Raw genomic sequence first — 14832 nt, 5'->3', positions numbered from 1 at the left:
CGGTCAACCGCGCCCTACCGGCACTCGGCCCACAGCACCTTCCCCGCCCCCACTTCCGCGGCGCCCCATCTGTCCGCACAGGCCCGCACGAGGTGCAGCCCCCGCCCGTTCTCGGCATCCTCGTCCGGCGGTACGACGAGGACGACGCCGTCGGCGGGGACGAACCCGGGTGGCACGCGTGGATCCGTGTCCCACACCCCGACCCGCAACCCGCCGGCGTCCGCCGAGCGCAGGCGGAGTGCGTAGGGGCCGGTGGTGTGCAGGTGCGCGTTGGCGAGGAGCTCGGCGGCGAGCAACTCGGCGGTGGGCGTGAGCTCGGCGAGGTCATGGGCGGCGAGGACCGTACGGAGGGTGGCGCGGGCGATGCCGGGGGCGCGGAGGTCGTGGGGGAGTTGGAGGGTGTAGGTCCAGGGCGGGGTTACGGTGGGCATGGAAGTGTCCGATCACTGTGAGGAGTTGGGGCCTTGCATACGGTTGCCCAGTGACGGGGCCGCCCCGTCGGACGGTGTGCTTCTGAGCGTGGGCGCCTGGAACCAAGATAGTGAGTTGCGGATATATTCTTCACCCAAATCCGGGGATACTAAGAGCAATCACCCATGTGGGTGATGAGCAGCGCAGGAGAGACGGGAATGCCCGTGAGAAGCAACCCGACGGGACGTCAACTCCGGCTTGGCGCCGAACTGCGCAAACTGCGCGAGCGCGCAGGCCTGACATCCACGGCGGCCGCGCAATTGCTCGGCATGAAGCAGGCGCAGGTCAGCAACATGGAGACCGGACGCCTGGGGGTGAGCGCCGAGCGCGTGCGCACCATGGCCTGCCATTACGACTGCCCGGACCAGGTCCTCACCGAGGCGATCGCCAGAATGACCGGCGACCGCAAACGCGGTTGGTGGGAGGCGTACCGCGAGGCGCTCTCCCACCCGCTGCTCGACCTGGCCGAACTGGAACACCACGCCCAGTCGCTGCGCGACTCCACCACAGCGCGTATCCCCGGCCTGTTGCAGACGCGTGAGTACGCACTGGAGATCTTCCGTCAGGCAGTCATCGAGCTCTCGCCGCCCGACATCGAGCACCGCCTGTCGTTCCGTATCAAGCGGCAGGCAATCCTCTTTCGCGAGGACGACCCGACACCGTACGAGGCGATCATCCACGAGGCCGCCCTGCGCATGCAGGTCGGCGGATCCACAGTCACCCGACAGCAGTTGCAGCACCTGCTCGACATGAGCGAGCGCGACCACATCACCCTTCGCGCCATCACCTTCGATGCCGGGGCGTACCCGGGATCCGGGCAATCGATCCACTATGCACACGGCCCGGTACCCCAGTTGGACACCGTCTATCTCGACCAGGCTCACGGCCTCGCCTTCCTCGACGCCGAGGCGCAGTTGCACAAGTACCGCACGCTGTTCGACCGGGTCGAGGCTGTCGCGCTCGTCCCGGCAAAGACCCGAGACCTCATCCATACCGTGATGCGAGAGCTGTGAACGGAATGCCCATGAACCCACGCTGGCAGAAGTCGTCGCACTGCTCCGAGGGCGCCTCCTGCGTCCATGTGGCCGCCACCCCCGAAACCATCCATCTCACCGAGAGCAGCGACCCGACGGAGTCGATACTCAAGGCCACCCCCGCCGCCTTCGCCTCCCTACTCACCACCCTCAAGAAGGACACCCCCCGTGCCTGAAATCCCCCCCACCCTCACCTGGGAACGCGCCGCCCCGCCGGAGGCGACCGGCCCCGGACCCTGGATCGAGATCGCCTTCGGCGAGGGGGACGCCCCGGAGACGCCGGTCTACATCCGGGAGACCAGCGACCCGGAGAACGTGGTCACGACCAACCGCCGCAAGTGGGACGCCTTCGTACTCGGCGTCCAGGCGGGCGAGTTCGACCACTTCGTGGAGGGCGTCCAGGAGACCCCGTGAGCGGGCCTCCACCCAGCGGCTGATCCGACCGGCGCCCAGCTCCCCCGTACGGCCCTCGCCGTTCGTGCGGCAGCCGGACGCCGGACCGGGGCCGCTCCCGACAACATCGGGGACATCGACCGATCCCCGATCCGAGGAGCGAGCCGCATGTCCACCCTCACGCAGGCCGCCGTCCCGCTCGACCCCACTGTTCCCGGCGTCCCGGCATGGGCACGGCGCGCCGCCACTGCCGCCGTATGGGCGTCCCTCCCGTCCGGCCTGTGGCGTCTCGCCGTAGTGCTGGGCGTCCCGCTCGGCCTGGGCCGGTCCGAGTACGACGCGATGCTCGTGCCCGGCTGGGGCCTGCTGATCCTGCCCCTGCTGTCCCTCGCCCAGGAGGGCCTCGCCTGGCTGACACTCGGTCTGGTGCGCCCGTGGGGCGAACTGTGGCCCCGCTGGGTCCCCTTCCTCCGCGGCCGCCGCGTCCCCGTGCTCGCGGCGGTCGTCCCGGCGGCATTCGGAGCCCTCGCCTGCACGGTCTACGGCGTGCTGCTCGTCTGGACGATGCTGCACAGCGAAATGGACGTCGCGCCCTGGGGCCAGTGGCTCGTCAACGCCTCCTACGTGCCCCTGCTTGCCTGGGGCCCCCTGCTCGGCGCGGTGACCGTCCACTACTACCGTCGCCGCACCCGGGCCTGAACCCGGCCACACGCCTACGCGGAAACCTGTGTCCCACCTGTGCCCCGGGTCAAGCCCCGCCCATCCCCCCGCCATCCCCCTGCCATCGCTCAGTAAGCCAGCAGCCCCCTTCAGTAAGGCGGAAGTCAGGATTCCAGAATCCTTCTTGTTGTCACGTACTCAACAAGCCACAGTCGTCCGCGGGCCGCCGCCCGCCGCCGGGGACCACGTACCGGTGGCCACCACCACCCGCACTGCCCCTGTCAACCACTTCCAGGAGGCTGTACGTTGCGTACGACACCCCCCAACTCCCCCACCCCCTCCGGCAGACGGCTGCGCCTCGGACGGATCGGCTCCGCCCTCCTCGGCACCGCCACGCTCGTTCTCGCCGGACTCGGCACCGCGGCCCACGCGAGCGCGGCCACCCCGGCCACAGCCAAGGCCACGCCCTCCTCGAAGGTGACCTGGGCGGCCACCCCCTGCGCCACGCCCAAGCACAAGGGCGACCTGGCCTGCAACTCCCTCCGTGTCACCGGCGGCCTCACCGCCTTCCAGAAGCACCAGGCCCAGGCCGACGGCATCACCCCGAAGGCCGCCGACGCCTCCACCCCCTCCGGCTACGGCCCGTCCGACCTCCAGGACGCCTACGGCCTGACCGACGCCGCCGCGAGCAACGGCTCCGGCAGGACCATCGCGATCGTCGACGCCTACGACGACCCGAACGCCGCGGCCGACCTCGCGAAGTACCGCTCGTACTACGGCCTGCCCTCCTGCACCACCTCCAACGGCTGCTTCAAGAAGGTCAGCCAGACCGGCTCCACGACCTCCCTGCCCACGGCCGACAGCGGCTGGGCCGAGGAGGAGTCACTCGACCTCGACATGGCAAGCGCCGTCTGCCCGCAGTGCAACATCCTGCTGGTCGAGGCCAAGTCCGCCTCCATGGCCAACCTGGGCACCGCGGTGAACGAGGCGGTCAAGCTGGGCGCCAAGTTCGTCTCCAACAGCTACGGCGGCGGCGAGTCCTCCTCGGACACCTCGTACGACTCCTCGTACTTCAACCACCCCGGCGTCGCCATCACCGTCAGCGCCGGCGACGAGGGCTACGGCGCCGAGTACCCGGCGGCCTCCAAGTACGTCACCGCGGTCGGCGGCACCGCCCTGTCCACCTCCTCCACCAGCCGCGGCTGGACCGAGAAGGTCTGGAACACCAGCAGCACCGAGGGCACCGGCTCCGGCTGCTCCGCCTACGACGCCAAGCCGAGCTGGCAGACCGACACCGGCTGCTCCAAGCGCGCCATCGCCGACACCTCGGCCGTGGCCGACCCCGCCACCGGCGTCTCCGTCTACGACTCCTACGGCGTCACCGCCGGCTGGTACACCTTCGGCGGGACCAGCGCCTCCTCGCCGATCATCGCCGGCGTCTACGCCCTCGCCGGCACCCCGGGCAGCAGCGACTACCCGTCCGAGTACATCTACAACGCGGCCGGCACCTCGGCCCTCAACGACGTGACCAGCGGCAGCAACGGCACCTGCAGCGCCGGCGCGAGCTACCTGTGCACCGCCAAGTCCGGCTACGACGGACCCACCGGCTGGGGAACCCCGGAGGGCACGGACGCCTTCACCGGCTGACCATCCGTCACACAGCGCGCCGGCGTGGGCCGTGGGGGCCCCGCCCGGCCAGGGGACGAACGGGCCGCGGCAACCAGCCGCGGCCCGTTCGCGCGCCATGAGAACATCGAGGGCAGTCACTCACCCGACTGGCCGTCAAGAACCCCGCCGGCCTGAAACGTGGCTCAACGACGGAACCACACGCCAGGTTCCGCTCCGGCCTCGTTGCCCGGGGTTACCTACCGTGATACACAGAGTTACCATACGATTCTTGTCCACCACCCAGGTGGCAAGCTATTCGTACGAAACTCGCCAATCAATGACGCCAAGTCGACATGCGACAGTGTCATTGTCGGCGACAATGAGGCCTGACCTCTGCGCACCGCAGGGGACTGCGGAACTACCCACACAGGGGCGGTGACTTACATGATCTTTGCGGCCGACAAGGGAGACATCAACACCATCATCGGCGGGATCGCTCCGGACTGGGGCCCCTTCGGCAGCCTGGGCAACGAGGCCAAGGTGATGATCGAGGTCGTGATGGCGGTCGCCATCCTGCTCTGCCTCGGCATCGCCATCTGGGGCGCGGCGAAGCAACGCATCGGCGCGACGGCCCTCCGGGACACCTTCAGCGCGGAACAGGGCAAGGGCCTCATCATCGCCGGCCTGACGGGCGTCTTCATCATCGGCTCCCTCGGCACGCTGTTCACGATCGTGTACGGCATGGCGGTCTAACCCCTCCCGACCCCTCCGTCCTCTCCGGGCGCGCCCGGCCCCCCTCTGAGGTTGCGTTTCCCTGATGTCGAGTCACCACACCGCGCCCGCGCGGGAACCAGCACGGCTACCGTCGTACTTCTACGCTTTTCAGTACGACGGCGAAGGGGCGTACGCGGCATGAGTCCCGGGGACGAGCAGGGCTACGGCGATCCGGTGCGCGCCGACGACGGCGGCGGGTACGGCTACGGGGGCAGCGGCCACACCCGCACGCGCCTGCCCGACGCCGACCCGTACGGCGGCGCCCGCCGCCCCGGCCGCTCCTCATCACGCAGCCTGGTCACCGTCGTCGGCGTCGTCGTCCTCCTCATCGCCGCGATCGCCTTCGCGAACCGCGGAGGAGACGATTCCTCTTCGTCGACGGACAGCACGGAAGCCAAGCCGAAGTCGGCGTCGACGGCGGCGAGCGGAACGGCCCCGGTGGGGACTCAGAAGGCCGCCATTCCGACGGGGTACGCCCGTGACGCCCAGGGAGCGCAGAGCGCCGCGGCCAACTACTCCGTCGCGTTGGGATCGGCCGAGATGTTCAACACGGCCAGACGGCACGAGATCGTGGACACCGTCTACGCCCCCGACGTCGCCGCCGCCCGCCAGGCCGACCTCGACACCGCCTACTCCAGCGAGAAGTTCCTGACCAACATCGGCCTCACCAAGGATGGCACCGCACCGACCGGCCAGACGTTCGTCTCCCGGGTCATCCCGGTGGGCACCAAGGTCACCGCGTCCAGCGCCGGCAAAGACACCGTGGAAGTCTGGTACACGTCGCTCTTCGGCCTGTCCGGCGAGGCCTCGACCAACCCCGTGTCGGAGAGCTGGTACACCACCACGTACCAGCTGAAGTGGGTCGACAACGACTGGAAGATCACCGACTTCCAGCAGAAGGACGGCCCCGTGCCCGTCGGGCGCGACCAGAGGGCCTCCACCGCCGATGACATGACGAAGGCCGTCGAGGAGTACGGAGGGTTCACGTATGCGCGCTAGCCACCGCTTCCTCAAGGTCACAGCCGCTGTCGCCGCTGTTCAGGCGACCACGGTCCTGCTGGCCACCCGCGCCTTTGCCGCGCCGACCCCCAGTCCTGACCCCTCGACCAGCGGCTCACCCTCAGCGTCGCCGTCGCCCTCCGCCAGCGACACCTGTGAGCTCATCCGCGGCGCAGCCCAAAAGTACTGCGAACGCGGCAACAACCGCTCCGGCGTCACCAAGAACCCCGGCGTCACCGACACCCTCGACCCCCTCTCCTCCCTCGCGAAGGGCTGTGCGGAGGCCGCCGCGTGGACCGTCGACAAGCTGAGTGAGGCGGTGAAGGAGACGGCGACCGTCGACTTCACCAACTCCAAGTTCCTCCAGCAGTACGCCGTCGTCTTCGCCGCGTCGACGATCCTCACGCTCCTCCTCTGGCTCCTGGCCGTCGCCAAGCGAGCCGTGCGGGGCGTGCCCCTAACCACCGCCATCTCGGAGGCGATCGGCTTCCTGTGGCTCACGGTGCTGGCCTCCGCCTTCACCCCGCTGATCCTCTACACGGTCGTGTCGGCCACCGACGGCGTGTCCGACGTCCTCGCCAAAACGACCGGCGACCAGGCGGACACGTTCTTCGGCACCTTCTCCGGCGCTCTCGCCAAGGGGGAGAACATCGGCGGCGGCCCGATCATGCTGATCGTCGTCTCGCTGGTGTCGATCCTCGCCGCCGGCGTGCTCTGGCTGGAGCTCGTCGTCCGCGCCGCCCTGCTCTACGTCGGCGCGCTGCTCGGCACCGTCGTGTACGCGGGCCTGGTCGACAAGAACCTGTGGGGTCACGTCCGCCGCTGGGCCGGCATCATGATCGCCGTCATCCTGGTCAAGCCGGTCATCGTGATCGTCCTCGGTCTGGCCGGCGCGCTCTCCGCCGACGACGGCCCGAACGCCTTCTCCGCCGTGGTCTCCGGCCTCTCGATCATCCTGCTCGCCATCTTCGCCAGCGCGATGATCTACCGCTTCGTGCCCGGCTTCGGCGACGAGATCGCCCACTCGCGCAACAACCGCATCATGCAGGGCGCCGAGGGCAAGGCCGCGGCCGTCATCAGCTCCCCGGCGACCCTGGTCGCGCAGGGCATCAAGACGCACAGCTCCCGCGCCGACAACAACGGCGGCTCGTCCGGCTCCAGCGGACCCCGCCCGTCCAACCCCGCCTCCGGCGGCGTCGCCGCACACAGCTCGCGCCCTTCGAACGGTGGCGGCGGAAGTGTCCCCTCCGCCGCACCCCCGCCCCGCTCCAGCGCGGTCAACTCTCCCCACGCCAGCAACACCCGCAACAGCAATACCAACCGCACGGGAGGTGAAGGGCGTTGACGACCGAGTCCCACGTGTCCCATCCGGTCACGCCCCGCCGTACATATCTGATCGGCCGCGCCCGGCCGAACGCGATCGTCGGCCGGAATCGTGAAACCGGCGAGATCGCGCTCATCATCGGCGGCGCGTTCCTCGGCATGATGTGCGGCCTCCTCGTCCCCGTCCTCTCCGCGCGCATCGTGCTGCTGATGGGCTTCCCGCTCCTCGCGCTGGCCGCCGTCTACGTGCCGTACAAGCACCGCACGTTCTACAAGTGGTTCGAGATCAACCGCAGCTACAAGAGGACGCTCAAGCGGGGCACCACGTACCGCTCCGCCTCCATGGAGGCCGGCACCGGCCTCGACGGCCGTGAGGTCGAGATCGGCCCGCCGCCCGGCATCGGCCGCATCAGCTGGCTGGCGGCGCCGTTCGGCCCCGACGAGATCGCCGTACTCCTGCACGCCGACCGCCGTACGGTCACCGCCGCCATCGAGATCGAGGGTCCCGGCGTCGGTCTGCGCGACAGCGAGGACCAGGAGGCCCTCGTCGACCGCTTCGGCACGCTGCTCAAACACGTGGCCAACGGCGACGGCTTCGTCACCCGCCTCCAGATGCTCGCCCGCACCCTCCCCGCCGACCCCGACGCCCACGCCAAGGACGTCGCCCAGCGCGGCGACGACAAGGCGCTGCCGTGGCTTCAGCAGTCGTACGACCAGCTGCAGTCGATGGTGTCGACGAGCAGCGAGCAGCACCGCGCCTACCTCGTCGCCTGCATGCACTACACACGCGAGCTCGCCGCCGAGGCCCACACCATGGCCCGCGCGGCACGGCCCCAGAACGGCCGCAAGCTGGACCGGGACGCCGGTCTCGCCGTCGTCATGGCCCGCGAGCTCACCGACATCTGCTCGCGCCTCCAGGAGGCCGACATCCGGGTCCGCCAGCCGCTGGGCCAGGGCCGCCTCGCGTCCCTGGTCCACTCCATGTACGACCCGGACCACCCCATCGACCACATCCAGGCGATGACCAAGCGCAACGCCTGGCCGGCCGAGCTCGACGCCATGGAGCCGACCTTCCTCCAGGCGAAGACCCGCGAGTCCTCCACCCGCGAGCCCTGGTGCCACGCCACCGCCTGGGTGAAGGAGTGGCCGATGACGCCCGTCGGCGTGAACTTCCTGGCCCCGCTCCTCGTCCACACCCCGGACGTCATCCGAACGGTCGCCGTGACGATGGATCTCGAGCCCACCGAGGTAGCCATCGAACGCATGCTGACCGAGAAGACCAACGACGATGCCGAGGCGTCCCGCGCCGCCAAGATGAACCGCACCGTCGACCCCCGCGACATCGCCGCCCACAACCGCCTCGACCAGCGCGGCGAGGACCTCGCCAGCGGCGCCGCCGGCGTCAACCTGGTCGGCTACATCACCGTCTCCTCCCGCTCCCCCGAGGCCCTGGCCCGCGACAAGCGGACGATAAGGGCCTCGGCCGGCAAGTCGTACCTCAAGCTGGAGTGGTGCGACCGCGAGCACCACCGCGCCTTCGTGAACACACTCCCGTTCGCCACCGGCATCCGAAGGTAGGGCTTTAGCATGCGGGACCCGCTGTCCGTCCTGACCGACGCCTTCACGTCCTTCCTCTTCGGGAAGGTCGAGACGACCCGCCTGCCGGTGCGCACCTCCACGGGCCAGGCCCAAGCGGTCTACCTCCCGACCGCCGCCCCCGGCCTCGGCGACTCCGGCGTGATCATCGGCCGCGAGGTCTACTCCGGCAAGGGCTACATCTACGACCCCTTCCAGCTCTACGGCCAGCAGCTCCCGGCCCCCCACTGGCTGGTCCTGGGCGAGTCCGGCAACGGCAAGTCGGCTCTGGAGAAGACCTACGTCCTGCGCCAACTGCGCTTCCGCGACCGCCAGGTCGTCGTCCTGGACGCCCAGGGCGAGGACGGCGCCGGCGAGTGGAACCTCATCGCGCAGGAGCTGGGTATAACCCCCATCCGCCTGGACCCGATGGCCGCCCTGGACCACGGCATCCGCCTCAACCCCCTCGACCCCGCGATCACCACGACGGGCCAGCTGGCCCTGCTCCGCACGATCATCGAGGTCGCCATGGGGCACGGCCTGGACGAACGCGCCGGCTTCGCCCTGAAGGTCGCCCACGCCTACGTCAACGAGACCATCGTCGAACGCCAGCCGGTCCTCTCCGACATCGTCGAGCAGCTACGGCACCCCGAGCCCGAGTCGGCCGAGGCGATGAACGTCGCCATAGACGACGTACGGGCCTGGGGCCTGGACGTGGCACTGGTCCTCGACCGCCTCGTCGACGGTGACCTGAGGGGCATGTTCGACGGCCCCACGACGGTCGGCATCGACCTCGACGCCCCCCTCATCGTCTTCGACCTGTCCCACATCGACCGCAACTCCATCGCCATGCCGATCCTGATGGCGATCGTCGGCGTGTGGCTGGAGCACACCTGGATCCGCCCCGACCGCAAGAAGCGCATCTTCCTGGTCGAGGAGGCCTGGCACATCATCAACAGCCCGTTCGTGGCGCAGCTGTTCCAGCGGCTGCTGAAGTTCGGGCGCCGGCTGGGTCTGTCGTTCGTGGCGGTCGTCCACCATCTGTCGGACGTCGTCGACGGGGCGGCCGCGAAGGAGGCGGCGGCCATCCTGAAGATGGCGTCGACGAGGACGATCTACGCCCAGAAGGCCGACGAGGCGAGGGCGACGGGCCGGGTCCTGGGCCTGCCCCGCTGGGCGGTCGAAATCATCCCCACGCTCACTCCAGGCATCGCCGTCTGGGACGTCAACGGCAACGTCCAGGTGGTCAAACACCTGGTCACCGAGACGGAACGCCCCCTGGTCTTCACCGACCGCGCCATGACCGAGTCCTCCATCGACCGCGCCGCCGAGGACGCCCTGCACGCGGCCGAGCGGGAGGCGGAGGCGCGGGCGGCGGCCTTCATGGAACAGCACATCGGCGACCTGGACGGGTCGTCGGAGTCCACGGTGGCATGAGATGAGACGCGACGACCGGCAGCAGCAGGGGGGCATCCCCGACGGCCTGCTGATGGGCATACTCGGGTTCCTCCTCGGCATGACGCTGCTGGTGTGGACGGCCACGGGCCTGGCCGGCCTCCTCTCCCACGGCTCCTGGCCGACCGGCGTCACCTTCACCCGCACCCCCCTGGCCATGCGCCACCTGATCGGCCGCCCCCACGACCTCACCGGCGCCTGGCCGGACGCCCCGCCGGCCCAGCTCTCCGGCTACGGCCTGTTCTGGGGCCTGGTCATCGGCCAGCTGATGATCCTGGTCGTCCTCACCATCTTCGTGATGGGCACGCTCGCCAGGTGGCGCGCGGTACGGGCGGGACGACGTGCGGAGCGGACAGCGGCTATCGAACGGGCTACGGGGGCGATCCAACGGGCGACGGAGGCGCAGGGTGCGACGGAGGCGAAGGGCGCGACGATGCCGCCGGAGCCCACGGAACGCCAGAGCGCGCCGCCGACCGCACCGGCCCCGCACGACTTCCCACCCCCACAAAGCCACGGCACCCCACCCCACCACGAGGTCCCGTCCCCCAGACCCACCCCGGACCCGACGGCCCCCTCAACGCCGACGGCACCCGCGCCTCAGCCCCACGCGTTCACCTCTCCGGTCGGCGGCGAACAGGTGGGTGGATGGGAAAAGATCCTCGTGGCCCCAAGGGAAAGCCGCTACACCACCGCGGCCCAGGCCGTACGCGACGCGCCAGGCCCAGCCCTCGTAGTCACCTCCAACCCGGCCCTCTGGCAGGACACGAAGGACGCCCGCTCCAAACTGGGCCCCGTCCTCCTCTACGACCCCACGCACCTCTGCGACACCCCCGCCCGCCTCCACTGGTCCCCCACGGCCGGCTGCGAGGACAAGCAGACGGCGGTACAGCGAGCGGCAGCCCTCCTCACCCCCGTCCGCCCCACCTCCCGCCTCGACCAAGCGGTGAGCGACACCGCCGAGACACTCCTGCGCAGCTACCTCCACGCCGCCGCCATCGACGGCCGCACCATCCGCCACGTCCACCGCTGGTCCCAGGGCACCCAGATCCAGGACGCCGTACGCACTCTCCGTACGAGCCCCAAGGCCGCCCCCGGCGCGGCGGGCGAACTCGAAGCCGCACTCACCGCCCACCCGGAACGCCGGGACATGGCGCACGAGTTGACGACCCGTGCGCTGTCCGCCCTCTCCACGGTGAACATCCGCGAAGCCTGCACCCCGAACCGAACTGATGCCCTCTCCCTGGATTCCTTCCTGCACGAAGGGGGCACGCTCTATGTGGTCGGTGAATCCATCGAGGACCCGAGGTCGAACCCCGGCGCGATGCCGCTCCTGACGGCCCTCGTCTCCAGCGTGGTCGAGCGCGGCCGGCGCATGGCCGAACGGTCATCCTCCGGTCGCCTCGACCCACCACTGACCCTCGTCCTGGACGACGTCGCCGCAGTGGCTCCGCTTCCCCAACTCCCGGAGCTGCTGGCCACCGGGGCGGACCGGGGCCTGCCGGCCCTGGCCCTCCTCCGGTCCCGGGAACAGGGCCGCGCCCGCTGGCCGCACGACGAACTCCCGGTGTAGCCCCCGGCTGCCGGGCCGTCAGCCCTTCTCGAGTACGAACTCCAACTCGCACTCCTCGTCCCCGTCCGCCAGCGGCACGGTGACCCCGCTCGGCCCGAATCCCACCTTGCGGTAGAAGCCCTGGGCCCGCCCGTTGTCCTCGTGCACGATGAGCCGCACCCGCTCCGCACCGCTCTCCCACGCCCACTGCACGCCCGCGGCGAACAGCGCCTCGGTCAGCCCGCTCCCGCGGTGCTCGGGCCGCACGTACACCCCGACGACATGCCCCTGCCGCCGGTCGACCGGGAACCCGGCCCAGTCCGTCGTCCCCGGCTCCTCGATCAGCACGGTCAGCGTCCCGGCCCACGCCCCGTCCGCCCCTTCGGCCACGAACTGCCGCGCGCCGGCCCCCGACTCACCACTCCTGGCGGCCCGTTCCTGCCAGAAGGAGTCCGGCCGCCCGAGGGCCTCCTCGTACGTCTCCATATAGGCGATCGATGCCACCGGGTCCCGCAGCGCCAGCAACCGCAGCTCCTTCACGGCCGCCCACTCCTCGGCACGTATGGAACGGACGACATGACTGACATGACCCTGGGCGCTCACGGTGCTCATGTCGGCCACCGTAGTACCCAGGTACGACACCCTCACCCGATATACCGCCGCCGACCGACGCCGTACAGCGAAGCGAGAGCCCACCATGGACAGCGTGCCGAAGGAGCAGACACCCGAGCCCCTCACCGAGTACGCCCACCGCCTCATGAGACGTGTGCGCTCCTTCGACGAGCGGCGACCGCTGGTGTGGGACCTGCTCCTCACGGGCTTCTGGGTGACGGCCGCCCTGGTCGACTACAGCGGCGGCTGGCGCAACGTCGCCCGCGACACCGACGCCCCGAACTGGCTTGTCCTCGCGATGAGCCTCGGCTTCTCGGTGCCCCTCCTCTGGCGACGCAGCCACCCCCGTGCCGTGCTCCTCGCCATCGCGCCGGTCTCACTCGTCAATGGCTGGTCCGGCACCGCCCTTCAGGCCGCCCTGCTCCAGCTGCTCGTCATCTACCACATCGCGCTGCGCCGACCCCAGCGCGCGCTGTGGTGGACGGCGGCCCTGGTCCTCACACCGTTCACCGTGATGGCCGTCCGCCACCCGCAGGGAAGCATGGACAAGGACATCGTCCCGGCGCTGATGTCCATCGTCACGGCCGCCGTCATCGGCATCGCGGTCCGCACCCGCCGCAACTACACCGAGGCCCTGGAGGACCGCGCCCGCCGTCTGGAGATCGAACGCGACCAGCAGGCCCGCCTCGCCACCGCGGCCGAGCGCACCCGCATCGCCCGCGAGATGCACGACATCATCGGCCACAACCTCTCCGTCATCACGGGCCTGGCGGACGGCGGCCGCTACGCCGCCACGAAGTCCCCGGAACGCGCCGCCCAGGCGCTCGACGCCATCGCGACCACCAGCCGCCAGGCCCTGGGCGAGCTCCGCCGCCTCCTGGACGTCCTGCGCGACGAGTCCCCCGCCGACCTCGAGCTGACCCCCCAGCCGACCCTCACCGACCTCGACCAGCTGCTCGACGGCGTTCGGGCCGCGGGCCTTCCGGTCACCGCCACCGTCAAAGGCACCCCGGCCATCTCCCCGGGCCGGCAGCTCACCGTCTACCGCGTCATCCAGGAAGCCCTCACCAACACCCTCAAACACGGCGGCCCCGACGCCACGTCGGACGTCATCCTGTCCTACGACCCCCTCGGCGCCGTCACGGTCACCGTCACCGACACCGGCCGGGGCGGCAGGCTCGACGACATCCGGGGCCGCGGCCTGCCCGGCATGCGCGAACGCTCCGCCCTGTACGGCGGCACACTTGAGGCCGGCCCTCGCCCGCACCCCGAACTGGGGTGGCGCATCCATCTGCACCTACCGGAGGAAACCCCGCAGTGACCACCGTCCTCATCGCCGACGACCAGCCACTCCAGCGCTTCGGCTTCCGCATGCTGCTGGAGAGCCAGGACGACCTGACGGTGCTGGGCGAGGCAACCGACGGCACCGAAGCGGTCCGTATGACAGCCGAGCTCCATCCCGACGTCGTCCTGATGGACATCCGCATGCCCGGCCTGGACGGCATCGCCGCCACCCGTCGCATCATCTCCGCCGGCCACCGCACCCGCGTCCTGATCGTCACCACCTTCGACCTCGACGAGTACGCCTACGCGGGCCTACGCGCCGGTGCCTCGGGCTTCCTCATCAAGGACGCGCTCCCGGAGGACGTCCTGTCGGGCATACGTGCCGTGGCCTCGGGAGACGCGGTGGTGGCCCCGAGCCTGACCCGCCGCCTCCTGGACGCCTACGTCGAGCTGCTGCCGACCGGCCGCCAGGACGCCTCCCCGCACACCGACCCCCGCCTGGCCTCGTTGACGGAACGCGAGCGCGAAATCCTCACCGTCATCGGCCAGGGCTGGACGAACAGCGAGATCTCCACCCGTTTCCATCTCGCCGAGTCGACGGTGAAAACCCACGTGAGCCGCATCCTGGCGAAAACCGGCTCCCGGGACCGCATTCAGGCGGTGATTCTGGCGTACGACACGAGACTGGTGCGGGCGTCCTGAAACGCAGAAAACCCCGTGCCGAATGGCACGGGGTTTTCTCAAAGATTGTTCGGCGGCGTCCTACTCTCCCACAGGGTCCCCCCTGCAGTACCATCGGCGCTGTGAGGCTTAGCTTCCGGGTTCGAAATGTAACCGGGCGTTTCCCTCACGCTATAACCACCGAAACACTATGAAACTGTCAGCCGCACCACGTGTGGCACGTGGGGCTGTTCGTGGTTTCAGAACCAACACAGTGGACGCGAGCAACTGAGGACAAGCCCTCGGCCTATTAGTACCGGTCACCTTCACACGTTACCGTGCTTCCAGATCCGGCCTATCAACCCAGTCGTCTACTGGGAGCCTTACCCTCTCAAGGAGGTGGGAATACTCATCTCGAAGCAGGCTTCCCGCTTA

15 protein-coding genes and 2 rRNA genes are annotated in these 14832 nt (G+C 69.8%); 13 read left to right on the top strand and 4 right to left on the bottom strand.

From position 1 onward, the window contains the following. Nucleotides 1-14 precede the first annotated feature (14 nt). On the bottom strand, nucleotides 15-431 hold the full coding sequence (locus ACFYWX_RS11505) for an ATP-binding protein (protein ID WP_389423767.1): 417 nt from the start codon (nucleotides 429-431) through the stop codon (nucleotides 15-17). Between the two features lie 198 nt (nucleotides 432-629). On the opposite strand from ACFYWX_RS11505, the gene ACFYWX_RS11500 reads away from it, so the two are divergent. The 11 genes from ACFYWX_RS11500 (at nucleotide 630) to ACFYWX_RS11450 (ending at nucleotide 11862) form a co-directional block, all read left to right on the top strand. Continuing rightward, nucleotides 630-1484, top strand: coding sequence for a helix-turn-helix domain-containing protein (locus tag ACFYWX_RS11500; RefSeq protein ID WP_389423766.1), 855 nt, complete (start codon nucleotides 630-632; stop codon nucleotides 1482-1484). Between the two features lie 11 nt (nucleotides 1485-1495). Further along, nucleotides 1496-1681, top strand: coding sequence for a DUF397 domain-containing protein (locus ACFYWX_RS11495; RefSeq protein WP_389423765.1), 186 nt, complete (start codon nucleotides 1496-1498; stop codon nucleotides 1679-1681). Further along, nucleotides 1674-1919: a DUF397 domain-containing protein gene (locus tag ACFYWX_RS11490; protein WP_389423764.1), complete on the top strand. Its 246-nt coding sequence runs from the start codon at nucleotides 1674-1676 to the stop codon at nucleotides 1917-1919. The genes ACFYWX_RS11495 and ACFYWX_RS11490 overlap by 8 nt, the downstream gene beginning before the upstream one ends. 147 nt (nucleotides 1920-2066) lie before the next feature. Beyond that, a complete protein-coding gene (locus ACFYWX_RS11485; protein ID WP_389423763.1) occupies nucleotides 2067-2597 on the top strand; it encodes a hypothetical protein in 531 nt (176 codons plus the stop codon). Nucleotides 2598-2864: 267 nt separating this feature from the next. Further along, entirely contained in the window at nucleotides 2865-4205 is a 1341-nt protein-coding gene (locus ACFYWX_RS11480) for a peptidase S8 (protein ID WP_389423762.1), read from the top strand. Between the two features lie 405 nt (nucleotides 4206-4610). Next, nucleotides 4611-4919, top strand: a complete 309-nt coding sequence (locus ACFYWX_RS11475; RefSeq protein WP_389424073.1) for a hypothetical protein — start codon at nucleotides 4611-4613, stop codon at nucleotides 4917-4919. Between the two features lie 159 nt (nucleotides 4920-5078). Beyond that, nucleotides 5079-5939 carry a hypothetical protein gene (locus ACFYWX_RS11470; RefSeq protein ID WP_389423761.1) on the top strand — a complete coding sequence of 287 codons (861 nt, stop codon included), beginning with the start codon at nucleotides 5079-5081 and terminating at the stop codon, nucleotides 5937-5939. Continuing rightward, nucleotides 5929-7284, top strand: coding sequence for a hypothetical protein (locus tag ACFYWX_RS11465; protein WP_389423760.1), 1356 nt, complete (start codon nucleotides 5929-5931; stop codon nucleotides 7282-7284). The genes ACFYWX_RS11470 and ACFYWX_RS11465 overlap by 11 nt, the downstream gene beginning before the upstream one ends. Continuing rightward, nucleotides 7281-8840 carry an SCO6880 family protein gene (locus ACFYWX_RS11460; protein WP_389423759.1) on the top strand — a complete coding sequence of 520 codons (1560 nt, stop codon included), beginning with the start codon at nucleotides 7281-7283 and terminating at the stop codon, nucleotides 8838-8840. The genes ACFYWX_RS11465 and ACFYWX_RS11460 overlap by 4 nt, the downstream gene beginning before the upstream one ends. A gap of 9 nt (nucleotides 8841-8849) precedes the next feature. Next, nucleotides 8850-10274, top strand: a complete 1425-nt coding sequence (locus ACFYWX_RS11455; protein ID WP_389423758.1) for an ATP-binding protein — start codon at nucleotides 8850-8852, stop codon at nucleotides 10272-10274. Nucleotide 10275: 1 nt separating this feature from the next. Further along, on the top strand, nucleotides 10276-11862 hold the full coding sequence (locus ACFYWX_RS11450; protein ID WP_389423757.1) for a TraM recognition domain-containing protein: 1587 nt from the start codon (nucleotides 10276-10278) through the stop codon (nucleotides 11860-11862). An 18-nt stretch (nucleotides 11863-11880) separates the two neighbouring features. Here the strand turns inward: ACFYWX_RS11450 and ACFYWX_RS11445 are convergent, their stop codons facing one another. After that, nucleotides 11881-12453 carry a GNAT family N-acetyltransferase gene (locus tag ACFYWX_RS11445; RefSeq protein ID WP_389423756.1) on the bottom strand — a complete coding sequence of 191 codons (573 nt, stop codon included), beginning with the start codon at nucleotides 12451-12453 and terminating at the stop codon, nucleotides 11881-11883. A gap of 85 nt (nucleotides 12454-12538) precedes the next feature. Here ACFYWX_RS11445 and ACFYWX_RS11440 point away from each other — a divergent pair, with 85 nt between their 5' ends. Then, entirely contained in the window at nucleotides 12539-13774 is a 1236-nt protein-coding gene (locus tag ACFYWX_RS11440) for a sensor histidine kinase (RefSeq protein ID WP_389423755.1), read from the top strand. Then, nucleotides 13771-14439 (top strand): response regulator, encoded by a 669-nt coding sequence (locus tag ACFYWX_RS11435; protein ID WP_389423754.1) that lies wholly within the window; start codon nucleotides 13771-13773, stop codon nucleotides 14437-14439. The genes ACFYWX_RS11440 and ACFYWX_RS11435 overlap by 4 nt, the downstream gene beginning before the upstream one ends. Nucleotides 14440-14486: 47 nt before the next feature. On the opposite strand, the gene rrf is transcribed toward ACFYWX_RS11435, so the two are convergent. Further along, nucleotides 14487-14603 (bottom strand): 5S ribosomal RNA (gene rrf, locus ACFYWX_RS11430). A gap of 84 nt (nucleotides 14604-14687) precedes the next feature. Beyond that, nucleotides 14688-14832 (bottom strand): 23S ribosomal RNA (locus ACFYWX_RS11425); the annotation flags it as partial.

This window comes from Streptomyces sp. NPDC002888, assembly GCF_042888465.1.
In the GTDB taxonomy this organism is placed as follows: Bacteria; Actinomycetota; Actinomycetes; order Streptomycetales; family Streptomycetaceae; genus Streptomyces.
This window is presented reverse-complemented; position numbering and strand designations above follow the sequence as displayed.

Excerpts from the sequence above, each read along its gene's own strand:
- ACFYWX_RS11505 (WP_389423767.1), bottom strand. The coding sequence starts at position 431 with ATGCCCACCGTAACCCCGCCCTGGACCTACACCCTCCAACTCCCCCAC.
- ACFYWX_RS11500 (WP_389423766.1), top strand. The coding sequence starts at position 630 with ATGCCCGTGAGAAGCAACCCGACGGGACGTCAACTCCGGCTTGGCGCC.
- ACFYWX_RS11495 (WP_389423765.1), top strand. The coding sequence starts at position 1,496 with ATGAACCCACGCTGGCAGAAGTCGTCGCACTGCTCCGAGGGCGCCTCC.
- ACFYWX_RS11485 (WP_389423763.1), top strand. The coding sequence starts at position 2,067 with ATGTCCACCCTCACGCAGGCCGCCGTCCCGCTCGACCCCACTGTTCCC.
- ACFYWX_RS11475 (WP_389424073.1), top strand. The coding sequence starts at position 4,611 with ATGATCTTTGCGGCCGACAAGGGAGACATCAACACCATCATCGGCGGG.
- ACFYWX_RS11470 (WP_389423761.1), top strand. The coding sequence starts at position 5,079 with ATGAGTCCCGGGGACGAGCAGGGCTACGGCGATCCGGTGCGCGCCGAC.
- ACFYWX_RS11465 (WP_389423760.1), top strand. The coding sequence starts at position 5,929 with ATGCGCGCTAGCCACCGCTTCCTCAAGGTCACAGCCGCTGTCGCCGCT.
- ACFYWX_RS11455 (WP_389423758.1), top strand. The coding sequence starts at position 8,850 with ATGCGGGACCCGCTGTCCGTCCTGACCGACGCCTTCACGTCCTTCCTC.
- ACFYWX_RS11450 (WP_389423757.1), top strand. The coding sequence starts at position 10,276 with ATGAGACGCGACGACCGGCAGCAGCAGGGGGGCATCCCCGACGGCCTG.
- ACFYWX_RS11445 (WP_389423756.1), bottom strand. The coding sequence starts at position 12,453 with ATGAGCACCGTGAGCGCCCAGGGTCATGTCAGTCATGTCGTCCGTTCC.
- ACFYWX_RS11440 (WP_389423755.1), top strand. The coding sequence starts at position 12,539 with ATGGACAGCGTGCCGAAGGAGCAGACACCCGAGCCCCTCACCGAGTAC.